The sequence below is a fragment of the Nocardia sp. NPDC049526 genome (genome assembly GCF_044465765.1).
Classification (GTDB): Bacteria; Actinomycetota; Actinomycetes; order Mycobacteriales; family Mycobacteriaceae; genus Nocardia.
Map to the genome: position 1 here is coordinate 439,179 of NZ_JBITMA010000001.1, position 21,172 is coordinate 460,350.

Genomic DNA, 21,172 nt, shown 5'->3' on the forward strand with positions numbered 1-21,172 from the left:
GTGGGAATCATGAAAATTCTTCTCACGGTCGGTGTCGTGGTCGCAGTTCTCATCGGAATCACCAGGCTGCGCAAGCGTGACGATGCGGACCTGTGGCACGAAGTCACCACCCGCTGAACTGTCTTCGGACGGTAGGGATTCGGGGCCTTAGCTCAATTGGCAGAGCACTGCCTTTGCAAGGCAGGGGTTAGGGGTTCGATTCCCCTAGGCTCCACTCGGTGCCAGGCTCACGCTCACGCAGAGCGTGAGCCTTGTCTCGTTTTGCGTGTTTTTTTTGGGGACGAAGCCCCCTAAGCCCCTGACCGGAAGGGCGTCGCCCCCCGGACCCCATACCTGGCGCGCTTGCCCGGATGCCGCGCCGAGTCCTCTGGATCCCCACTTCTGGTTCGCCTGTCCAGATGGGCGTGCCCAACTCCGGGTTCTCTCACTTGGCTCGCTTGCCCAGTACTGCCCCCAGCCTCTGCACCTCGCTCGCCTTCCAGATGCCGTAACCGGTGGACGTCCGGAGTGTGTCACTGACGACCGCGGACAAGATCGTTACGGGTGGCTGGAGCCGCTTTCAAGCAGTTCGCGCAGGAAACAGAGGGGACAAATGGGATCGAAAGGAGCTGTCACCTCGGTGTGGGTTGTCGGTGTGGATTCCGGCACAAGCCCGTCCGGAGACGCTGCCGCTATTGCCGACGGCAGACCGATCGTCAGCGAAATCGCCCCGGCGGCAAACACACTGAGCATGGCACGGTTCAAGAGGTCCTCCACTTCGACGAAATTTAGCCTCCACGATGTTCTCACTGGCCCGCACTGTTCGAGGCGGCATTGTCATCGATGGTCACATCCGGCTCGCCTGCCCGGCCCCAGCCCGTCGGTTGTGGTTGCGTGGGGTGGCCACTTCAGGGGTGCCACCAAGGGCCGACTGGGGCCTGGCTAGACCGTTGAAAACTGTGGCTCACCCAGGTTGTCGGGTTCGATCCAGGGGGCGATTGGATCCGCTGTGTCGGGAATCTTTGCGGCTTCGGTATCGATCTCGGTGGCGGTCGAGAGGTGGACGGGGAGGGTGGTCAGGCCTCGGATGAGCAGGCTCTTGCGCCACCTCAGGTCGATGGCCGGTACGTCGAGTGACATTGCTGGGATGCGGGCCAGTAAGCGGGTGAGGGCGATGGTTGCTTCCATGCGGGCCAGGGCGGCGCCGATGCAGTAGTGGATGCCGTGGCCGAATGCGATATTCCGGGCGTCGCTGCTGTTGGGGTCGAATCGGCTCGGATCGGTGAATCGGTTCGGGTCGCGGTTGGCTGCGGCGATGGAGATGATGATGAATTCGTCCGCTTCGATGTCTTGGTTTCCCAAGGTGATCGGGGCGGTGGTGTAGCGAGCCGTGCCGAAGTGGACGGGGCCCTGGTAGCGGAGGGTTTCCTGGATGAAGTCGGGGATCTTGCTCGGGTCCGCGCGCAGGCGGTCGGCCGCTCGGGGGTCGATCAGCAGCTCGAGCAGTGCGTTGCCGATCAGGTTGACAGAGGTCTCGTGGCCGGCGGTCAGCAGCAGGAACAGCATGGAGATGAGTTCTTGCTGGTCGAGTCGGTCATCGTCGTCTTTCGCGACGATGAGCTCCGATAGCAGGTCGTCGAGGGGGTGTTCGCTGCGCTCGGCGATCAGGTCCGTCAGGTAGGTGAAGAAGCTCAGGCCGGCGCTGGTGCGCTTCTCGATGTCGGCCGAGTCGTCGACGAGGACGGCCGTCCAGGCTCGGAATTCGTCCTTGTCCGCGTCCGGGACACCGAGCAATTCGCAGATCACCGAGATCGGTACCGGGAAGGCATAGCTGTCGATCAGATCGGCGGATTCGCGGGTGGTCAGATCATCCAGCAGGGTGTCGGCGATCTGCTCGATTCGCGGTCCGAGATCCCGGATGGCGCGGCTCGCGAACGCCCTCGCGACGAGCCTGCGCAGGCGGGTGTGCTGCGGCGGGTCGGCGAAAAGCATGTTGTCGTTGATGGCGCCGTTGTACTGACCGTCGGCGCCGTGCTCGGCCATGACGGCCTGGCCCCGCGGCGATCCGATCTTCTTGCTGATGGTCGGCTCGACGAAGGCCTGCTTCGCCACATCGTGATCGACGATCATCCAGCCGAGCACCCCGTCCAAGCGCACGCGATGGATCGGACCGCGCTTACGCAGAGCCTCGTAGACCTCGTGCGGATGTTGGTAGAACTCATCGGTCAGCTCGAGGATCTCATCCGCGGGTTTCACTGATTGATACATCCTCTCCGGGTTCGAACGGTTTCGGCCTTCGTCCCTTGGACATAGCGAAATCTCTTGCTCGTCAACAGCTTTGAGTGACGCGAAATGCGGTGGTCGCTGCGTCCATAGGGCCGGGCGTCGCGCCAAGTGGGCGGACGGCCGGCGCGTGAAGCTCTGCGCGTAATCGACTAGGCCTGCATCGTGCAAGGTCGTGCGGTTCGAGCGATGTGCCATCTTTGCACAGGTTCGCCGTGGTCGGCCGGATATGCGGACCGAGTCCCGGCCTGATTCACAGGGCGACCGAGGCCCGCTTCAACTGGCTGAGCATCGTTTCATCGGGCCAGAAGCGGGCTTCGAAGCGGATGGGCGACATGCCGGGAATCGGTGTGAGGCCGGTTATTTCGAGGGCTGCGGTGAACGGAACGGTGCAGACGGGAACGGCGTTGTTATCGGCGTCGGTACCGGCGAACATGATGTAGTCGGCGGCGGGGAGCAGGTAGTCGACGCCTTGGCCCCAGACGGTGTAGGTGTAGGGATGGGTGTCGGTGCCTGCCGGCTTTATGTCGCCGACGATGGCCATCTTCAGGTCGTAGCGGGTGAATTCGAGGTCGCGTTCGAGCGCCTGGTTGAGCCAGTGGGCTTGGACGGCATACTCCCACATGGCAAGACGGTATCCGGCGCGGACGGCAGCCTGGTGTTGTTGGTGTCGGCCTGCGCGATCGAAGGGGACGACGGTCTCGTCCTGGTCGAGGGTGTAGCCCTGGGGCGAGAGGCGTTGGCGTGCATCCACATACTGTTGCTCGACCTGGCGGTAGATGCGGCCGAGCAGGTGTGGGATATCGGGAACCACGATCAGTGTGTCGATGTCGGGCATGAAGACGACGGGGCGGCGGCCGGCGTAGCGCTGACTGAAGCTCGCCAACCAACCCTGGGCGAGCGGCCAGGAGGTGAGGTATGCGCTGCCGTCGCGATCGGTGCGGGTGAGGATGGCATTGCCGCGCGGATCATGGGGCTGCGCAATGGCTTCCAGATTTTCGCGGGCCGCAGCGAAGACCTCGTCGGCCGAAACCGGCCAGCGCGCCATGGTCGAGTAGGTGATGACCGTTCGCGTGTTCGGCAGGTCGATCGCGACCAATTCGTCGACGAACGGGAAGGCCGGGCGGCTGACGAACCGGGTGTCGATCTCGGCGGCCTCGGGCCAGCGGTGCAGCAGGTTGTCGAGTGCGGCCTGTTTGTAGGTCGTCGGACGCAGAATCGGCCGCAATAGCGGTCGGATTTCGGACCAGGTGCTGTGTTGTGCAAGTGCCGCAAGGTGATCCGGCGTTGGATCCTCGAAACTCCCCACCGGACAACCGTATCCGTCGCCTCGACGGCGCGCACGTGGGTCAGCTCGTCGTGGGCGGGCCGTGGCGGTCCAGGTGCAGGTAGGTGAAGCAGGTAGTGATCAGGCACACCACGGTGGCGGTGATGAGCATGGCCCAACCCGCGACGATCAGGCTCAGCAATCCGCCGAGCAGCGCGCCCGCGCAGAAGGCGGCATAGAGCAGGAGGTAGCCGAGCCAGTCGGCGTAATCGCCGCCGCTGATATGGCGTTCGATGCCCTGGCCCATTTTGACGAGGGTGCCGGTGACGTAGCTGAGGGGTATCGAGACCTCGCCGTTTTTGACGAACGAGGTGTTGAGCGCGCCCACACCGAAGGCGACGAACAGGATCGGGATGAGGTCGATATTGGTCGCGCTCGTCGCCCAGTAGAAGATGCCGTCCAGCAGGGATGCCACGGCGAGGCTGAGCGTGGTGAGCAGGGTCGGGCCGTGCGGATGACCGGACCAGTAGTGCGTGCGACACCAGGAGGCCACCACGACACCGGCGAGGAACGAGAGCATGAGCAGGGCCGCGGCGACGGCGATATCGGGTTCGTCGTGGAAGTAGCCGAGAACGGCGCGCTCGGTATTGCCGGTCATGAACGTGACGAAGTAGCCCTCGGTATGCGTGAAGGCCGCGGCTCCGATGAGACCGGCCAGTGCGGCGAGCACCCACGACAGTCGTGCCTCGGCGTCGTACAGCGCCCTTCGGCGCGCGAGATCTGGCTTCGTCACTGGTCAGGCTCCTCACAAGGGGGATGACGAGTCAGTGATACCTGGTGATCCTGAGATTCTGCTGTCGCATCGCCGCGTTCCGGATAAGGATTGCTGGGTAGTCGCCGTCTTCCTGGGTGCGAGCCGGGCGACGATTCTCGGTTAGCGTGCACGAGTGGACTCTGTGTTCGACTATCTGCTGACCGAGGCGCTCGATCCGACACCGCTCGAGTCGATCACCGACGCGTGGGCGCGGCATCGGGACGCCGCCGAGCGGTTCGACACCACGCTCGATATCGCGATCGCCGGTGGATTCGGTGCGGACCGACTGGGTTTCGCATTCCTGTCCGGATATCAGCAGGCGCTGCGTGCGTTGCTGCCCGGACTCCCGGCCGATGAGCTGGTCGCGGTTTCCGCGACCGAGGCAGGCGGCGCGCATCCGTCCGCGATCGCGACCGAGGTGACCGAGACCGACGGCGGCTGGCGGGTGAACGGCACCAAGACCTTCACCACATTGGGCGAACTCGCGCGGCGGATGTTGGTGATCGCCAGCGCGGGCACGGCGGCCGACGGCCGCAACCGGCTGCGCGCGGTGCTCGTCGATGCGGCACAGCCCGGCGTCGATGTGACGAATCTGCCCGCGGTGCCTTTCGCACCCGAAATCCCACACGCCTCGGTGACATTCACCGATGCCGTGGCCGAGCCGCTGGCCGGCGACGGGTACTCGGATTACCTCAAACCGTTCCGCACCATCGAGGACGTCCATGTGCTCGCGGCTACCCTCGGCTGGCTGGTGCGGGTCGGGCGCGAGTCCGGTTGGTCGCAGGCGACGCTGCAGCGATTACTCGCCGCGGTGGCGTTCGTGCGTGGTCTCGATCTGGATCGGCCGACCTCACCGGGCGGGCATATCGCACTGGGTGGCGCGTACGCGTATTTCGAACAGGTACTTACGGAACTGGAGCCGCTGTGGGCACGGGCCGATCCGGTCGTTCGCGAGCGGTGGGAGCGGGATCGTCGGTTGCTGGCGACCGCCGGAAAGGTACGGGCGCAACGGTTGACGGCGGCCTGGCTATCGGTGGGCATGGCGGAGAATCCGGCGGTGCCGACAGATAGCTGAGTGGGGCTGACCTGCCCGGAAATGGGGAGCGGGCCTCGGCGAAGGGGGGGAGTTAGCCGAGGCCCGCGTAAGGTCGGCCCGGGGGGGAGGGGCCGACGTGAATGATCCTACGCGATGTTCCGGGATTGTGTGTGCGTGGGGATCGCCACTTTCCAAGATTTTTCGGGACGGCTCACCTGCGACGGGCGCGGACGCCGCCCAGGTAGCCGGACCGGTCGGTTGTCGGCCGGCTCGCCGATTCGGTGACTGTTGTCAAAAATGTTGTCGCGCAGGGATTTACGGCCGGAGCATGAGCTCACCGAGCGGTCCGGGTGAATGTGAAAACCATGCCGACCGGTTGCTGTGCGTCCGGAATCGCTGCTGGGGTTCATCGACCGGACGGCAGATTCGGTCGGATTTGTCGCGTGTCGTTCGGGCACGGGCATGTCGGGCCCGCGGAACCCGAGTACCGGCCGGGCCCGAATCGGGTAGTGCGCTACGCGCGATCGGACGGGGATCGGGCGGCAGGATCGAAACCGGTCGCATCCCGATCCGGCACCCCCGAGCACCGCCCGGGACGGGATGCGACCGTTTTGTGTTCGGTGGCAATTCGCGACCATCGATCGCTGGTAAAGCCCAGGTCGACGAAAAATCACCGGAAATTGTCGGTGCACAGGGCAATACTGACTCGGGTAATGGTCACCTCGCTCGGAGCGAGCGAACCTCAGGAGAATCATGCCCGACGCAATCGTCGCCGAGGGTCTGGTCAAACGATACGGCCAGTTGGTCGCCCTCGATGGACTCGACCTGGCGGTGCCCGAGGGCACCGTCACCGCATTGCTCGGACCGAACGGTGCGGGCAAGACCACCACGGTCCGGGTGCTCACCACCCTGCTCATTCCGGATGCCGGCCGCGCGACCGTCGCGGGTATCGACGTGCTCCGCAATCCACAGGCTCTGCGCTCACGAATCGGCGCGTCCGGGCAATACGCCGCCGTCGACGAATATCTCACCGGATTCGAAAATCTGGAGATGGTCGGTCGGCTCTATCACATGGGCGTGCAGCGCAGTAAGGAGCGCGCGCGGGAATTGCTGGAGCGCTTCCGCCTGAGCGATGCCGCCGATCGACCGGTCAAGGGCTATTCGGGCGGCATGCGCCGACGGCTCGACCTGGCCGGCGCGCTGGTGGCCAATCCACCGGTGCTGTTCCTGGACGAGCCGACCACCGGACTCGATCCGCGTGCGCGCCTCGACCTCTGGGATGTCATCGAGGAACTGGTCGCCGGTGGCACCACCCTCTTGCTCACCACGCAGTACATGGAGGAGGCCGACCGGCTGGCCGATGCCATCGCGGTGATCGACCACGGCAAAGTGATCGCCCGCGGCACCGCGGATGAACTCAAGACCCTGGTCGGCGGCGACCGCATCGAACTCACCGTCGACCACGCCGACAATCTCGCGACCGCCCAGGAGGCGCTGAAGGGCTTGGCGGACGGGGAGATCCATCTCGAACCCGGACTGCGCCGGATCACCGTTCCGGTCAGTGACGGATCGCAGGCGCTCGTCGATGCCATCGGCAGGCTGAGCACCCACAATGTGCAGATTCACGATGTCGGGCTGCGTCGTCCGTCGCTGGACGATGTCTTCCTCACGCTCACCGGTCACGAGGCCGAGGAGTTGATCAACGGCAATGGCGACAAGCCCGCGGATCGGCTCGAAGCAACGGAAGGACGCAAGCGATGACCGCGGCGACCGTGGATACCAGAATCCGCATGCCGCTCGGCGAACGTCTGACCATCGTCTGCACCGACAGCGTCACCATTGCCAAGCGCAATGTCATCAAGATCAAGCGCGTACCCGACGTGCTGATCTTCTCGACGCTGTCGCCGATCATGTTCGTGCTGCTGTTCGCATATATCTTCGGCTCGGCGATCGAGGTGCCCGGCATGTCGGGCGGCTACCGGGAGTTCCTGATCGCGGGCATCTTCGCGCAGTCGGTGGTGTTCGGCGCGACGTTCACCGGATTGGGCCTGGCCGAGGATATGCAGAAGGGCATTATCGACCGGTTCCGCTCGCTGCCGATGGCGCCGTCGGCTGTGCTGGTCGGGCGCACCATCAGCGATGTGGTGATCAATGTGGTCAGTCTGGTGGTGATGTCGCTGACCGGTTATGTCGTCGGCTGGCGGATTCGCGGATCACTGCTCGACGCGGTGCTGGCCTATGTGCTGTTGCTGCTGTTCGCGTACGCGATCTCCTGGATCATGGCCGTGGTCGGCCTGCTGGTCCGCGCGCCCGAGGTGTTCAACAATGCCAGCTTCATGGTGATCTTCCCGCTGACATTCCTGGCCAATACCTTTGTGCCGCTCGAGAATCTGCCGACGGCGCTGCGGGTATTCGCCGAATGGAATCCGGTCTCGGCGGTCACCCAGGCGACCCGCGATCTGTTCGGCAATACCAGTCCGATGGCGCCGAAATCGGACGCGTGGTCCATGCAGCATCCGGTGGCGACCACGCTGGCGTGGGTGGTGATCATCCTGCTGGTGTTCATCCCGCTCGCGCTGCGGCAGTACAAGCGCACCGTCAGCCGCTGACCGGCATCGGAGCGGGGCGTCAGCGACCGTTGTCCGCGCCGGCGCCTGCCAAGGGGGTCGGCGCGGAACCGTTGCGGGAGTAGCCGATTCGCGGCGGCGCCGGCGCCGGTTTCGGCGGTTGTGGACGCTTGCTGCGGACCAACCAGGCCACGCCACCGGCCAGCGCGACGACGACCGCGGCGATCAGACGGTTACGAAAACGTGCGGAGGTGAGTAGGCGCCCCAAGGTCATTCGACAACTGTGGCACATACCTGCGCATCGCGCAGTAGTCCCAGATCACAGCCGCACCCGGCCCGGTGCAGCGAAGATTGCGAGGATCGTGGCACGATGGGCGGCGTGACCTCACCGAATCAGACCGCCGTGGCCACGTTGCACACCAACCACGGCGATATCAAGATCTCGCTCTTCGGTAACCACGCCCCGAAGACGGTGCGGAACTTCATCGGCCTGGCCGACGGATCGGCACCGTACAAGACGGAGAACGCCAGCGGCGGCACCTCCGGCCCGTTCTACGACGGCGTGAGCTTCCACCGGGTGATCGACGGGTTCATGATTCAAGGTGGTGACCCGACTGGCACCGGACGCGGTGGACCCGGCTACGAATTCGGCGACGAATTCCACCCGGAGCTGCGCTTCGATCGCGGCTACCTGCTGGCGATGGCGAATGCGGGACCGGGCACCAATGGTTCGCAGTTCTTCATCACCGTCGGTTCGCAGCCGCATCTGAACCGCAAGCACACCATCTTCGGGGAGGTCGTCGACCCCGATTCGCGCAAGGTCGTCGACGCCATCGCGACCACGCCGACCGATCGCAACGACCGTCCCAAGGAAGCCGTCACCATCGCCAAGATCACTATCGAATAATCCGATGAACGCTCAACCGCCCGCACCGACGTGTGTCCGCCACCCCAATCGTCCTACGGGCCTGGCCTGCACTCGGTGCGGGCGGCCGGCCTGTCCGGAATGTCTGCGACCCGCGGCGGTCGGACAGCACTGTGTCGACTGTGTCCGTCAGGGGCAGAGTGAGGTCCGGCCGGTGCGAACCGTCGCCGGTGCGCAGACCGCGCGGACCCCGATTCCGTATGTCACCTATGCGCTCATCGCGCTGAACACGATCGTCTTCGGGGTCACCGCGGGCCAATCGAAGAGTCTGGTGGAGAACACCGGGCATTCCGCGCTGTACATCGATTGGGTGCTCTATCCGCCCGCGGTCGCACATGGTCAGTACGTGCGACTGATCGGCTCCGGCTTCCTGCACTACGGTCCGATCCACCTGCTGCTCAATATGTTCGCGCTGTATGTGGTCGGCCGCAGTATCGAGCCGGTGCTCGGGCGGGTGCGCTATCTGATGGTCTACCTGGTGTCACTGCTCGGTGGTGCGGCCGCCGTGATGGTTTTCGCCAGGGACAGCCTCACCGCGGGCGCATCGTGTGCGGTCTACGGGCTGTTCGGCGCGATCACCGTGATCCTGATCCGGGTGCGGCAGAATCCGAATCAGATGTTGATCCTCATCGGCATCAATGTCTTCATCAGCTTCTCGCTGCCCGGTATCTCATTGGCCGGACACCTCGGTGGCCTCGCCGCGGGCACCCTCGCCGCACTCGGCATTCTTTTCCTGCCCGAATGGTTGCGCGCGAAAACCCAAGAGAACGCACGGCTGATCGGCTGGGCCGCGGTTGCCGCCGTCGCCGTGGCGGCACTCGCCGTCATCGTCGCCGCGGCGATATCACTGCGGTAGATGCTTCACGTGAAACGTCGCCGCGCGCATTCGGCGCGCGGCTACTGCGCCAGTCCGTGTGCGACAAGGGTTTCGAAGACCTCGTCCGGGCTGGTGCCGAGATCCCAGCGGCCGAAGATCAGCAGCCGTTCGTCGCCGTGGTGCTCGACATCGATTTCGAGCATGGGATTCTTGCGGCCGAGGCGGCGATAGCCGACGACACGGGCTCGCATTATCTGATCGCGGGTGTATTCGGTCGGTCCGGTGAGCGTGCGGACCACCAGTCGCGGCGGTGGATCGGCGGTGATGCTCAGGCGCGGGCGCTGTCGGAATCCGAGTCCGGCCAAGGCCAGCAGGCCGATCGCCGCCAATCCGATCAGCAGCCGACTCGGGCCATCCTCGGCGAGGATGGCGGCACCGGCCAGCACCACACCGCCGATGGTGACCGCAACGAGAGCGGCCATCGGCGTGGTCCAGGTGGTGCGTGGTTCGGGAAGCGGATCAGGCGAATCGGATTCGGGATCCACGTGTCACTTTCCCCAATCGTTCCTCGAGTTGTCCACATGGTTATCCACAGGTGTGCATGAATGACACGTCTGTAATCCTTGCCGTCAGCGACTGCTTGCAGGTCGCTCGACAGGGCCGGCTATCGCGCCAGGTCACCGCCACCGCATGGTCATGATCAGGCCGACGACCATCAGACCGAAGCCGATCAGGAAGTTCCACGCCCCGAGATCCGCCATCCAGGTGATGCGGTCGTTGGCCAGGTAGTAGACCAGCAGCCAGACCAGCCCGGCCAGCATGAAGCCGAGCATGATCACGACGTACCAGACCGGGGACGGCCCCGCCTTCACCTTCACCGGCGTGCGGCTGGCGGGATTGATCGTGTAGTCGGTCTTCTTACGGACCTTCGACTTCGGCATGTCGTCCTCGTGTTCGGCGTTCAGGTCGGGTACCGGCGGGCGGGATTCGGTTGAATTATGGCCGAGCTCGCGCACCACAGAACCCGACCCGGCGGGGGCCGAGACGGTCCGGGTGAGGGCTCAGGTCCCCTCCGGTCTGCCTCTAGGCTATCCCAACTGGTAATGCGGGCGACGGTCCGCCGGGTCGCCACGTAATCTCGTCAGCATGCGTGTACTGGTCGTCGACAACTACGACAGCTTTGTGTTCAACCTGGTGCAGTACCTCGGCCAGTTGGGTGCCGAGGCCGTGGTCTGGCGCAATGACGACCCGAAGCTGGTCGATCTGGACTCGGTCGTCACCGAATACGACGGCATTCTGATCAGCCCCGGACCTGGCACTCCGGATCGAGCGGGCGCGAGCATTGATCTGGTGCATGCGTGCACCCGGCACAGCATTCCGCTGCTCGGGGTGTGTCTGGGCCATCAGGCCATCGGAGAGGCGTTCGGCGGCACCGTGACTCGCGCGCCGGAGCTGCTGCACGGCAAGACCAGCTCGGTCTTCCATCTCGACGCGGGCGTGCTGGCCGGTCTGCCCGACCCGTTCACCGCGACCCGATACCACTCGCTCACCGTCCTCGAAGACACCCTGCCCGAGGATATCGAGGTGATCGGGCGCACCGAGTCCGGGATCGTGATGGCCATGCGGCACCGGACGCTGCCGATTCACGGCGTGCAGTTCCATCCCGAATCGGTGCTGACCCAGGGCGGGCACCGGATGTTGGCGAACTGGCTGGAGGTATGCGGCGAGCGTCCGTCCGAGGTGCTGGTGGAGATGCTGGAGGCGGAGGTCGCGGCACTGGTGACCCAGTGACGCATCGGCCCTATGTCCTGCTGTCCGTCGCGGTCAGTGTCGACGGATATATCGACGATGCGAGTCCGGAGCGACTGAAGCTGTCCAATGCCGCGGATTTCGATCGGGTGGACCAGGTGCGTGCCGAGTCCGACGCGATCCTGATCGGTGCGCAGACTCTGCGACGCGACAATCCGCGGTTGCTGGTCGACAGTGCGGACCGGCGGGCCGCGCGTATCGCGGCCGGAAAACCGGAGTACCCATTGAAGATCGCCGTGAGCGCACGCGGTGATCTGGATCCCGAGCTGCGGTTCTGGCACCACGGCGGTGACAAACTCGTCTACACCACACACGCCGGTGCGGCGAAGCTCGGCGATCGGTTGGCGGGTTTGGCGCAGGTGGTCCCGCTCGGTGCCGATATCGACCTCGGAGCATTGCTCGACGATCTCGGCCGCCGCGGCATCGCCCGGCTCATGGTCGAGGGCGGTACCCGCATCCACACGCAGTTTCTCGCGGCGGACCTGGCCGACGAATTACAGATGGCGGTCGCGCCGATCGTCGTCGGACATGCCGCGGCGCCGCGCTTTCTCGGCCCCGCGAGCTACCCGGCCCGCCGAATGCACCTGGCCGATGTCACTCGGATCGGCGATATCGCATTGCTGCGCTACCTGCCGCGCAAGTCCGAGGAACAGACCGATATCCAATTCATGCGCCGGGCAATCGAACTGGCGCGGCTGTGCCCGCCCAGCCCGACCGCATTCTCCGTCGGCGCGGTCATCGTGGCAGACGGCCTCGAGATCTCGACCGGTTACTCGCGTGAGACCGATGAAAAGGTCCATGCCGAGGAGTCCGCGCTCGACAAGCTCGATGCGGACGATCCTCGGCTGGCGCGGGCGACGATCTACAGCACCCTGGAACCGTGTTCCCAGCGCGCCACCGCGACCCGGCTGCCGTGCACCGACCGGATTCTGCGGGCCGGGATTCCGCGCGTCGTCATCGCCTGGCGGGAACCGACGACCTTCGTGACCAATTGCGTCGGGGTGGAGCAATTGCGGCAGCACGGCGTGGAGGTGGTCGAATTGCCAGAGCTGGCCCAAGAGGCGATGTCGATGAATCGCCACCTGGATCTTTCCTGATCGGAATCAGGGCCTGCGGTAGCCCGCCCCTCCGTCGATCATGGCCGTTGACCTGGGCGGCATCACGGCGGACCGAGGACGTAGGTGGTTATCGATACCGTTCCGTTCTTCCCGATCGCCGATCCTGCCGCGGGCTGCTGGCTGACGATCCGGCCGACGCTGTTGGTATCGAAGGTGCCCTGGGTGGTCTGGCTGATCTGTGCCGATGTGCCGGTCCAACCTGCCTGCCGCAGCTTGTCCACCGCCTGCGCCGTGGTCAGGCCGACCAGGCTCGGCATGACGACGTCACCGCTGGAGACCTGCACGGTGACCGTCGACCCTTTGTCCGCGCTGGCGCCGCCTGCCGGGTTGGTCGAGATCACCTCGCCCTTGGGCTTCGAAGACGGCACTTCCTGAATGCTGATCTTGAAACCGGCACTGTCCACCAGATTCGGCTGCGCGACGCTGATGTCCTGACCGACCACATTCGGCACCCGGATCTGCTCCGGTCCGGAGCCGAGGATCACAACGATGGCCCGGTCGACATCGACGCGCGAGCCCGCCGAGGGATCGGTGCCGATCACCTTGTCCGTCTCTTGCGCACTCGACGGCTTGCGCTGCACGTTCGGATCCATCCGCAAGCCACTGGCGTTCAGCTGCTGCTCCGCCTGCTCCTGGGTCATGCCGTCGAGCCGAGGAATCTGCACCTGCGCCGGTCCGGAGGAGACCTGCACGGTGATCGTGCTGCCCTTGTCGACCCGAGAGCCGCCGAGCGGCTGGGTGGAGATGACATTGCCGGTGGCGACCTTGTTATCCGGCTTCTGCTGGATGGCCACCGTGAAGCCGAGCTTCTGCAGCGAGTCCTGGGCCTGTTGCGCGGATTTGTTCGAAAGGTCAGGTATGGCGACCTGATCCGGGCGCGCGCCCGGTCCGATCAATACCCAGAACAGGGCGAACGCGACGATGACCGCCGCTGCGGCGCCGAGCGCGATATAGAGATTGCGGCGCGGACTCGCCGGTTCGGCGGGTTCCTGCTCGGCGGTGTCGTCATTGCGTTCGACGGTGCGGAAGCTGCGCGGCGCCGGTTCGTTCGAGCCGAGGATGGTGGTGCGGTCCTCGTCGGTCATCACCATCGGCGCGCTCGGCTTCTGGCCGCCGAGCACCCGGATCAGATCGGCACGCATCTCGGCGGCAGACTGGTATCGGTTGGCCGGATTCTTGCTCATCGCCTTGAGTACGACGGAATCCAGCTCGCGCGGTACTCCGTTGTGGACATGCGATGGCAGCCGTGGATCCTCCCGGACGTGCTGGTAGGCAACGGCGATCGGCGAGTCACCGGTGAAAGGCGGCTCGCCGGTGAGGATTTCGAACAGCACACAGCCGACGGAATAGACATCCGAGCGGGCGTCGACGGTCTCACCGCGCGCCTGCTCAGGCGAAAGATATTGCGCGGTACCGATAACGGCCGCAGTCTGGGTCATCGGGTTGGAGCTGTCGGCGATCGCCCGCGCGATGCCGAAGTCCATCACCTTCACCGCACCGGCCCGGTTGATCATGATGTTCGCCGGCTTCATGTCGCGGTGCACGATTCCGGCCTTATGGCTGAAATCCAGTGCGGCGCAGACGTCGGCGACGACCTCCATGGCCCGGCGCGGCGGTATCGGACCACTACCGCGCACGATGTCACGCAGCGTGTCACCGTCGACGTACTCCATCACGATGTACGGCAGCGGGCCGCCGTCCACCTCCGCCTCGCCGGTGTCGTACACCGCGACGATGGCCGGATGGTTCAGTGCGGCGGCGTTCTGCGCCTCGCGCTTGAAGCGCAGGTAGAACGTCGGGTCGCGGGCCAGGTCGGCACGCAACACCTTGATCGCGACGTCCCGGCTGAGCCGTAGATCGCGCGCCTTGTGGACTTCGGACATGCCGCCGAACCCGATGATCTCACCCAGCTCGTAGCGGGAGGAGAGATTCTTCGGGGTCGTCATGGTTGTCCTTGCGGAGTAGCAGCGCCTGGAGTGGCCGAGGGTCCTCGGGCACCGGGACTATCCGGAAATGGTAAATCGAGCGTAGGGAACCACGAGCCTCTTGTGGTGGTGGACGGACTCGTCGTCTTCGACGGCTTCGTCGTACTCGGCGCTGTGGTACTCGGCGTTGTGGTCGGTGGTTGCGTTGTCGTCGTCGGTTCTGCGGTCGGTGGCGGTGGCGGGGCCGCTCTGGTCGTGGTGACGACGGTCGTCGGCTCCTCGGTTGTCGTCGGCGGCGGCGTGGTGACCGGCGGCGGCGCGACCTTCGTGGTGGTGGTGACCGGGCGCACGGTATCCGGATTGGTATCGCCGCCGAACAGCAGCCACAAAACGAGTCCGACGAGCAGCACCGCGCCGACGGCCACGGCCGCGCCGACCTTCTGGCCGGTGGTGAACTTCGAGGTCTCCGGGCCGGGCCCGGGGTTGGCGCGGGCGGCGCCGGAACTCATCACGGTCCTGGGCGCGCCTGCGGGGGTTTGTCTGGTCGAAGCAGCGCCCCCGACCCCCATGGGGGTGGCCGGGGTGTTGTACCGGACCGTCGGGCCATCGTGGTCATGCGACGGCAGAATCACGGTCGGGCCGGGCGGCAGCACCCGGGTCGCACCGGTCGCCGTCGGTCCTGCGGTGGTGATCGGCGGTGGTGGGCGCCGTCCGGCACGCACGGCGGCGACGGCGTCGGCGAATTCGCCGCCGCTGGCGTACCGCAGAGCCGGATCCTTGCCCATGGTGATCTCGATCAGCTCGCGCACATTGGGCGGCAGATCGGACGGCATCGGCGGCGGGGCCTCGCGCACATGTTTCATCGCGACGGTGATCGCGCCGTCGCCACTGAACGGTCGCTGCCCGGCCAGTGCCTCGTAGCCGACCACACCGAGTGCGTACACATCACTTGCCGCGGTCGCATCCTCGCCGACCGCCTGCTCGGGCGCGATGTACTGCGCGGTACCCATCACCATGCCGGTCTTGGTGACCGGGGAGGCGTCGACGGCCTTGGCGATGCCGAAGTCGGTGATCTTCACCTGACCGGTCGGCGTGACGAGGATATTGCCCGGCTTCACGTCACGGTGCACGACGCCGGCAGCGTGCGCGACCTCGAGTGCGCGGCCGGTCTGCTCCAGCATGTCCAGACCCTGCGCCACCGAAAGCCGCCCGAGCCGGTTCAGCACCGTATTGAGCGGTTCGCCCTGCACCAATTCCATGACCAGATAGGCGGTTTCCCCGCCGCTGGGATCCATGGTCTCGCCGTAGTCGTAGATTCCGGCGATACCCGGGTGATTCAGCTGGGCCGTCGTCTTGGCCTCACTGCGGAACCGGTGCCGAAAGGTCGGGTCGGCCGAGAACTCCGACTTGAGCACCTTCACCGCGACCCGGCGGTCCAGTCGGGTGTCGAGCGCCTCCCAGACCTGCCCCATACCGCCCGTGGCGATGAGGCGTTGCAGCCGATATCGGTCGGCGATCATCGCACCGTTGTTCAGCATCCCGGCCCCCGTACATCCACTCGCACGTTCATATCTCTCAGCGCCCTCGCAAACCGGCGTCCAACACCGCGCGGGCAATCGGCGCGGCTACCGAGCCACCTGTGGCTGCCAACGCCCGGTCGCCGCCGTTCTCCACGATCACCGCGATGGCGATCTTGGGGTTCTGCGCGGGCGCGAAGGCGATGTACCAGGCGTGTGGTGGCGTATTGCGCGGATTGCTTCCGTGTTCGGCGGTTCCGGTCTTAGAGGCGATTTGATACCGGGTCTGGCCGTGTCCGACGGTGTTGTCCTCCGACGCGATCATCAGGTTGGTCAGCGTCGACGCTACCTGGGCGCTGACAGCTTGGCCGACCGAGACCGGTTTATTTTTCGAGAGCTCGCTCAGATCGGGTCCCTGCAGTTGATCGACCAGGTACGGCTCCATGCGAACGCCGCCGTTGGCGACGGTCGCGGCGATGACCGCGTTGTCCAGTGGGGTGAGCGCGACATCGCGCTGGCCGATGCTGCTCTGGGCCAGTGCGGCATTGTCCGGAATCGTGCCGACGGTGCTCTCCGCCACCGGAATCGGGATGCCGCGGTGCTGGCCGATGCCGAATGCGGCGGCCTCGTCCTTGAGGTTGGAGGAGCCGACCTTGAGGCCGAGTTCGACGAAGGCGGTATTGCAGGATCTGCGGAACGCCTCGGTGAGCGTCGCGGTGGGGCCGCTGCCGCAGGTGGTGCCGTTGTAGTTCTCCAGCGTCGTGGTGGTCCCCGGCAATGTGATGGTCGGCGCGGCGGTGAACTGGTCGTCCGGGGTTGCGGTGCCGTTGGCCAACGCGGCGGCGGTGACGACCACCTTGAAGGTGGAGCCCGGCGGATAGGTCTGCGACACAGCACGATTCAACATGGGTTGGCGCTGGTCCGCACTCAGCTCTTCCCAAGACTTGGTGCCCTGGGCGCCGTCGTGCCCGGACAACAGGTTCGGGTCGTAGCTGGGGGTGGACACCATGGTGAGAATCTTGCCCGTACTCGGCTCGATCGCCACTACGGAACCGGTGTAGCCCTTCGCGGTCAGCTGTTCGTAGGCGACCTGCTGCATCATCGGATCCAGCGTGGTGAGCACATTGCCGCCGCGCGGATCACGACCGGAGATCATATCGATCAGGCGGCGTCCGAACAGCGAATTGTCCGAACCGTTGAGCACCGTATCCTCGGCGCGCTCGAGCCCCGTGCTGCCGTACTGCATCGAGTAGAAGCCCGTGGCCGGTGCGTATGCCTCCGGATCGGTGGGGTAGGTGCGCAGGTACTTGTAGCGGTCGTCGGTGGCGACCGAACTGGCCAGCACAGTGCCGCCCGCGGAGATCTGTCCACGCTGGCGGGCGTATTCGTCGAGCAGCACGCGTGAGTTGCGTGGATCGGTGCGGTAGTCGTCGGCCTTGATCACCTGCACATAGGTGGCGTTGAGCAGCAGGGCGACGATCATGAGCATCACCGCGACCGCGACCCGTCGTAGCGGCGTGTTCATTCCTGCGGCCTCGCTTCCGGTTTGCGCAGAAGCTCGGTGGTCGCATCCGCGATCGGGGCCACCGGATCCTTCTTGCGCACCGGCGCCGGGGCACGTGCCGCGTCGGAGACCTTGATCAGCAATGCCAGCAGCGCGTAGTTGGCAAGCAGCGACGAACCGCCGTAGGACATGAACGGGGTGGTGAGACCGGTCAGCGGAATCAGTTTGGTGACACCGCCGACCACCACGAACAGCTGGATCGCGATGGTGAACGACAACCCGGCGGCGAGCAGCTTGCCGAAGCTGTCGCGCACGGCGAGCGCGGTCCGCAGACCCCGGACCACGAACACCAGGAACAGCAGCAGCACTGCGGCCAGCCCGAACAGGCCGAGTTCCTCGCCGATGGTGGTGATGATGAAGTCGGTCTTGGCGAAGGGCACCTGCGAGGGCCGTCCGCTGCCGAGACCGGTGCCCGCCAATCCGCCGGTGGCCAGACCGAACAGCGACTGCGAGATCTGATAGCCGGTGTTGTTGTAGTCCGCGAACGGGTGCAGCCAGGTCTGGGTACGCACCCGGACATGGCTGAAGGCCTGGTAGGCGAAGAAGAATCCGACGGTCAGCAGCGCGCCGCCGATGACGAGCCAGCCGACCCGCTCGGTCGCGATGTAGAGCATCACCAGCACCGTGCTGAAGATCAACAGCGAGGTGCCGAGGTCCTTTTCGAAGACCAGTACGCCGATGCAGACGATCCAGACCACCAGAATCGGTCCGAGGTCGCGGGCGCGCGGGAACTCCATGCCGAGGAAATGCCGACCGGCCGCGGTGAACAGATCGCGCTTGGCGACCAGCACCGAGGCGAAGAAGATGATCAGCAGGATCTTCGCGAATTCACCCGGCTGCACGCTCAACCCGGGCAGCCTGATCCAGATCTTGGAGCCGTTGGTCTCCGAATACGCCCCGGGCAGCAGTGCCGGAATCGCCAGTGCGACAAGGCCTATCAGGCCTAGGGTGTAGCTGTATTTGGCCAGCGTGCGGTAATCGCTCAGCACGACAAGGATCGCGATGAAGATGATCATCCCCAGACCCGTCCACAGGATCTGTTGATTGGCGTCGGGGGAGGGGATCGGCCACGAGTTGTAAGCGGCGGTCTGCGCATCGGCGAGATCGAGCCGATGGATCAGCACCAAACCGAGTCCGTTGAGTAGCGCGGCGATCGGTAACAGCAGTGGATCGGCGAACGGTGCGAAGCGTCGCACCGCGAGATGCGCTATCGCGAAAAGGGCCAGATAGGCGAGACCGTACTTGGCGATATCCCAGGTGACCGATTGTTCCTGACTCGCCTCGACCAGAAAAAGCGAAATGGTGACGATGCCCGTCGCACCGGCGAGCAATACGAGTTCGGCATTGCGCTTGGTCGACGGTGGCGGCGCTGGCGCGAATCCGCCGGGTGGACTGGGAAAGGCCCCAGCGGACGGCGGTGCCGGAGCGGACATCAGTCCGTCACCCGGCAAGGCTCCCCCGCCGTCTGGGGGTTCGGCGACGTCGTCGCCGTCGGGGTCTTGGCGTCCGGGCTCTTGGTCTCACTCGGCTGCGGTTCGGGCGCAGGCGGCCGGTTCTCGGTGGTCGGCGCGACCGTCGTCGGCGCGGGGACCCCGGGCTGCGTGGGCGGCTCGCTCGGCGGCACGACGCCGGGCTGCGGCACCGACTCCTTGGTCGCGCAGACGGGCAGCAGCTCGTTGCGCGCCAGCATCTGCATCTGCTTGCGCGCCTCGTCCAGCGAACCCGGCGGCAGTCCCTTGTCCACCTGGTCGTGTCCGGTCTGCTTGAGATCGGACACTTTGAGCGCCTTGCACTTCGGCGGCAGCGTCTCGTCCGGCTGCTTCAGGGTGAGGGCGCCGGTCGGGTCGACACAGCCGATCGTCTCGACCTCGTGGATCGAATAACCCAGCACCGAACCCGGCAGCCCGCGCATGATGACGACCTGGTCGTTATCCGCCCCGACATAGTAGTTGCTGCGAATCATGTTGTAGCCGACCAGCAATCCGACAGCCGCGGCCAGCACCAAGGCGACCGCGAGCAGGATCCAGCGCAACTTGTGCGACTTGCTCTGCGGCGGCGTCTCCGGTGTGGCGGCGGCTCGGCGTGGTTCGGCCCGCGGGGGCCGCATCGCGGCGGCCCGGCCCGCGGCGGTATTCGGCGGCGGGGTGTCCTCGTCCTGACCCGAGGCCGCGCCCGCGACGATCGGATGGCTCTGCCCGTAGTCCAGATCGATGACATCGGCGACGACCACGGTGACGTTGTCCGGGCCGCCGCTGCGCAAGGCGAGTTCGATGAGACGATCGGCACATTCGTCGGTGCTGCCCTCGCGCATGGTGTTGGCGATCGTCTCATCGCTGACCACATCGGAGAGTCCGTCGGAGCACAGCAGATAGCGATCGCCGGCACGGGCCTCGCGCATGATCAGCGTCGGCTCGATCTCGTTGCCGGTGAGGGCGCGCATGATCAGCGAGCGCTGCGGGTGGGTATGCGCCTGCTCGGGCGTGATCCGGCCCTCGTCGACCAGCGACTGGACGAAGGTGTCGTCGCGGGTGATCTGGGCCAGCTCGCCGCCGCGCAGCAGATATGCGCGCGAGTCGCCGATGTGGACCAGACCGAGTTTCTTGCCCGCGAACAGGATTGCGGTGAGCGTGGTGCCCATGCCGTCGAGTTCGGGCTCTTCCTCGACGTGATCGGCAATGGCGCCATTGCCCTCGTGGACGGCGGTATTGAGCTTGCCGAGCAGATCATCGCCGGGCTCGTCGTCGTCGAGATGGGCTAGCGCGGCGATCATCAACTGCGATGCCACCTCGCCTGCGGCGTGGCCGCCCATACCGTCGGCTAGTGCGAGCAGCCGTGCGCCCGCATAGACGGAGTCCTCGTTGTTGCCTCGGACAAGACCGCGGTCGCTGCGCGCTGCGTAGCGGAGAACAAGTGTCACGATCGCAGCTCGATCACTGTTTTGCCGACACGGACGGGGGTTCCGAGTGGAACTCGGACTGCGGTGGTGACTTTCGCGCGGTCGAGGTAGGTGCCGTTCGTCGACCCGAGGTCTTCGACGTACCAGTCGTCACCGCGCGGTGAGAGCCGCGCATGTCTGGTCGAGGCGTAATCATCGGTGAGTACCAGCGTTGAGTCGTCCGCACGTCCGATCAGCACCGGTTGGGTGCCGAGCGAGATGCGGGTGCCGGCAAGTGAACCTTGAGTCACCACAAGAAATTTGGCGCCCTTCTGGCCTCGGCTGAAAGACGGCAGCACCGCGGAACCGCGTGCGGCCCTGGGCTGGATCCGGATGCCGGATGCCGCGTAGATGTCGCTGCGCAGGGTGCGCAATACCGCCCACACGAATAACCACAACAGCAGCAGGAACCCCGCACGGGTCAATTGCAGGATCAGTCCCTGCACGGCGCTCCACCTCCTGTTCGACCGTGTACGTCGGTGCCGTAGGTGCGAGTTCGCCCCCACCGGCCTGCTGGTTTCGCGAGCCCCGGTCCTGGCGACGCGCGTGTGTAGGCAGCATCATAGGGCCGTGGGTCGAGTTCGATCACGATACGGCCGCAGAATCCCTGTACGCC

At 65.5% G+C, this 21,172-nt stretch carries 20 protein-coding genes and 1 tRNA gene; 9 read left to right on the forward strand and 12 right to left on the reverse strand.

Annotated features, from left to right (window positions below):
- The first annotated feature begins 9 nt into the window (after positions 1-9).
- Positions 10-117 carry a DLW-39 family protein gene (locus tag ACIBW7_RS01895; protein ID WP_397043114.1) on the forward strand — a complete coding sequence of 36 codons (108 nt, stop codon included), beginning with the start codon at positions 10-12 and terminating at the stop codon, positions 115-117.
- A 24-nt stretch (positions 118-141) separates the two neighbouring features.
- A tRNA-Ala gene (locus tag ACIBW7_RS01900) sits at positions 142-214 on the forward strand.
- Between the two features lie 707 nt (positions 215-921).
- Here the strand turns inward: ACIBW7_RS01900 and ACIBW7_RS01905 are convergent.
- From ACIBW7_RS01905 to ACIBW7_RS01915, 3 genes are all read right to left on the reverse strand, one after another.
- A complete protein-coding gene (locus tag ACIBW7_RS01905; protein WP_397043116.1) occupies positions 922-2,235 on the reverse strand; it encodes a cytochrome P450 in 1,314 nt (437 codons plus the stop codon).
- A 280-nt stretch (positions 2,236-2,515) separates the two neighbouring features.
- Positions 2,516-3,571 (reverse strand): hypothetical protein, encoded by a 1,056-nt coding sequence (locus ACIBW7_RS01910; RefSeq protein WP_397043118.1) that lies wholly within the window; start codon positions 3,569-3,571, stop codon positions 2,516-2,518.
- Between the two features lie 40 nt (positions 3,572-3,611).
- Positions 3,612-4,322, reverse strand: coding sequence for a YoaK family protein (locus tag ACIBW7_RS01915; RefSeq protein WP_397043120.1), 711 nt, complete (start codon positions 4,320-4,322; stop codon positions 3,612-3,614).
- Positions 4,323-4,476: 154 nt separating this feature from the next.
- On the opposite strand from ACIBW7_RS01915, the gene ACIBW7_RS01920 reads away from it, so the two are divergent.
- From ACIBW7_RS01920 to ACIBW7_RS01930, 3 genes are all read left to right on the forward strand, one after another.
- Positions 4,477-5,418, forward strand: coding sequence for an acyl-CoA dehydrogenase family protein (locus ACIBW7_RS01920; RefSeq protein ID WP_397043122.1), 942 nt, complete (start codon positions 4,477-4,479; stop codon positions 5,416-5,418).
- Positions 5,419-6,132: 714 nt separating this feature from the next.
- The gene (locus ACIBW7_RS01925) at positions 6,133-7,140 is read left to right on the forward strand and encodes an ATP-binding cassette domain-containing protein (RefSeq protein ID WP_397043124.1); all 1,008 of its coding nucleotides are present in this window, start codon (positions 6,133-6,135) and stop codon (positions 7,138-7,140) included.
- Between the two features lie 29 nt (positions 7,141-7,169).
- Positions 7,170-7,988 carry an ABC transporter permease gene (locus tag ACIBW7_RS01930; protein ID WP_040697862.1) on the forward strand — a complete coding sequence of 273 codons (819 nt, stop codon included), beginning with the start codon at positions 7,170-7,172 and terminating at the stop codon, positions 7,986-7,988.
- A gap of 19 nt (positions 7,989-8,007) precedes the next feature.
- Here ACIBW7_RS01930 and ACIBW7_RS01935 read toward each other — a convergent pair whose 3' ends face one another.
- The gene (locus tag ACIBW7_RS01935) at positions 8,008-8,220 is read right to left on the reverse strand and encodes a hypothetical protein (RefSeq protein ID WP_397043126.1); all 213 of its coding nucleotides are present in this window, start codon (positions 8,218-8,220) and stop codon (positions 8,008-8,010) included.
- A 105-nt stretch (positions 8,221-8,325) separates the two neighbouring features.
- On the opposite strand from ACIBW7_RS01935, the gene ACIBW7_RS01940 reads away from it, so the two are divergent.
- Positions 8,326-8,853 carry a peptidylprolyl isomerase gene (locus tag ACIBW7_RS01940; RefSeq protein ID WP_397043128.1) on the forward strand — a complete coding sequence of 176 codons (528 nt, stop codon included), beginning with the start codon at positions 8,326-8,328 and terminating at the stop codon, positions 8,851-8,853.
- 4 nt (positions 8,854-8,857) lie between these two features.
- The gene (locus tag ACIBW7_RS01945; protein ID WP_397043129.1) at positions 8,858-9,727 is read left to right on the forward strand and encodes a rhomboid family intramembrane serine protease; all 870 of its coding nucleotides are present in this window, start codon (positions 8,858-8,860) and stop codon (positions 9,725-9,727) included.
- Positions 9,728-9,768: 41 nt separating this feature from the next.
- Here the strand turns inward: ACIBW7_RS01945 and ACIBW7_RS01950 are convergent, their stop codons facing one another.
- Both ACIBW7_RS01950 and crgA read right to left on the reverse strand, forming a co-directional pair.
- Positions 9,769-10,170 (reverse strand): PH domain-containing protein, encoded by a 402-nt coding sequence (locus ACIBW7_RS01950; protein WP_397044143.1) that lies wholly within the window; start codon positions 10,168-10,170, stop codon positions 9,769-9,771.
- Between the two features lie 195 nt (positions 10,171-10,365).
- The gene (crgA, locus tag ACIBW7_RS01955; protein ID WP_040697865.1) at positions 10,366-10,629 is read right to left on the reverse strand and encodes a cell division protein CrgA; all 264 of its coding nucleotides are present in this window, start codon (positions 10,627-10,629) and stop codon (positions 10,366-10,368) included.
- A gap of 205 nt (positions 10,630-10,834) precedes the next feature.
- Between crgA and ACIBW7_RS01960 the strand changes: the two genes are divergently transcribed.
- A complete protein-coding gene (locus ACIBW7_RS01960) occupies positions 10,835-11,479 on the forward strand; it encodes an aminodeoxychorismate/anthranilate synthase component II (protein ID WP_397043131.1) in 645 nt (214 codons plus the stop codon).
- Positions 11,476-12,594: a dihydrofolate reductase family protein gene (locus tag ACIBW7_RS01965; RefSeq protein WP_397043133.1), complete on the forward strand. Its 1,119-nt coding sequence runs from the start codon at positions 11,476-11,478 to the stop codon at positions 12,592-12,594. The genes ACIBW7_RS01960 and ACIBW7_RS01965 overlap by 4 nt, the downstream gene beginning before the upstream one ends.
- A gap of 62 nt (positions 12,595-12,656) precedes the next feature.
- On the opposite strand, the gene pknB is transcribed toward ACIBW7_RS01965, so the two are convergent.
- From pknB to ACIBW7_RS01995, 6 genes are read right to left on the reverse strand one after another with little or no spacing between them, the layout of a single operon-like run.
- The gene (gene pknB, locus ACIBW7_RS01970; RefSeq protein WP_397043135.1) at positions 12,657-14,561 is read right to left on the reverse strand and encodes a Stk1 family PASTA domain-containing Ser/Thr kinase; all 1,905 of its coding nucleotides are present in this window, start codon (positions 14,559-14,561) and stop codon (positions 12,657-12,659) included.
- Positions 14,558-16,078 carry a protein kinase gene (locus ACIBW7_RS01975; RefSeq protein WP_397043137.1) on the reverse strand — a complete coding sequence of 507 codons (1,521 nt, stop codon included), beginning with the start codon at positions 16,076-16,078 and terminating at the stop codon, positions 14,558-14,560. The genes pknB and ACIBW7_RS01975 overlap by 4 nt, the downstream gene beginning before the upstream one ends.
- Before the next feature lie 37 nt (positions 16,079-16,115).
- The gene (locus ACIBW7_RS01980) at positions 16,116-17,582 is read right to left on the reverse strand and encodes a peptidoglycan D,D-transpeptidase FtsI family protein (protein ID WP_397043139.1); all 1,467 of its coding nucleotides are present in this window, start codon (positions 17,580-17,582) and stop codon (positions 16,116-16,118) included.
- Complete coding sequence (locus ACIBW7_RS01985) at positions 17,579-19,054, reverse strand: FtsW/RodA/SpoVE family cell cycle protein (protein ID WP_397043141.1); 1,476 nt, start codon at positions 19,052-19,054, stop codon at positions 17,579-17,581. Before ACIBW7_RS01985 ends, ACIBW7_RS01980 begins: the two co-directional genes overlap by 4 nt.
- Entirely contained in the window at positions 19,054-20,538 is a 1,485-nt protein-coding gene (locus ACIBW7_RS01990; RefSeq protein WP_397043143.1) for a protein phosphatase 2C domain-containing protein, read from the reverse strand. Before ACIBW7_RS01990 ends, ACIBW7_RS01985 begins: the two co-directional genes overlap by 1 nt.
- Complete coding sequence (locus tag ACIBW7_RS01995; protein WP_014980860.1) at positions 20,535-21,002, reverse strand: FHA domain-containing protein; 468 nt, start codon at positions 21,000-21,002, stop codon at positions 20,535-20,537. The genes ACIBW7_RS01990 and ACIBW7_RS01995 overlap by 4 nt, the downstream gene beginning before the upstream one ends.
- Positions 21,003-21,172 lie beyond the last annotated feature (170 nt).

Bases quoted from the DNA above. Each gene is read 5' to 3' on its own strand.
- ACIBW7_RS01935 (WP_397043126.1), bottom strand. From the start codon at position 8,220: ATGACCTTGGGGCGCCTACTCACCTCCGCACGTTTTCGTAACCGTCTG.
- ACIBW7_RS01945 (WP_397043129.1), top strand. From the start codon at position 8,858: ATGAACGCTCAACCGCCCGCACCGACGTGTGTCCGCCACCCCAATCGT.
- ACIBW7_RS01895 (WP_397043114.1), top strand. From the start codon at position 10: ATGAAAATTCTTCTCACGGTCGGTGTCGTGGTCGCAGTTCTCATCGGA.
- ACIBW7_RS01985 (WP_397043141.1), bottom strand. From the start codon at position 19,054: ATGTCCGCTCCGGCACCGCCGTCCGCTGGGGCCTTTCCCAGTCCACCC.
- crgA (WP_040697865.1), bottom strand. From the start codon at position 10,629: ATGCCGAAGTCGAAGGTCCGTAAGAAGACCGACTACACGATCAATCCC.
- ACIBW7_RS01925 (WP_397043124.1), top strand. From the start codon at position 6,133: ATGCCCGACGCAATCGTCGCCGAGGGTCTGGTCAAACGATACGGCCAG.
- pknB (WP_397043135.1), bottom strand. From the start codon at position 14,561: ATGACGACCCCGAAGAATCTCTCCTCCCGCTACGAGCTGGGTGAGATC.
- ACIBW7_RS01960 (WP_397043131.1), top strand. From the start codon at position 10,835: ATGCGTGTACTGGTCGTCGACAACTACGACAGCTTTGTGTTCAACCTG.
- ACIBW7_RS01975 (WP_397043137.1), bottom strand. From the start codon at position 16,078: ATGCTGAACAACGGTGCGATGATCGCCGACCGATATCGGCTGCAACGC.
- ACIBW7_RS01950 (WP_397044143.1), bottom strand. From the start codon at position 10,170: ATGGCCGCTCTCGTTGCGGTCACCATCGGCGGTGTGGTGCTGGCCGGT.
- ACIBW7_RS01930 (WP_040697862.1), top strand. From the start codon at position 7,170: ATGCCGCTCGGCGAACGTCTGACCATCGTCTGCACCGACAGCGTCACC.
- ACIBW7_RS01980 (WP_397043139.1), bottom strand. From the start codon at position 17,582: ATGAACACGCCGCTACGACGGGTCGCGGTCGCGGTGATGCTCATGATC.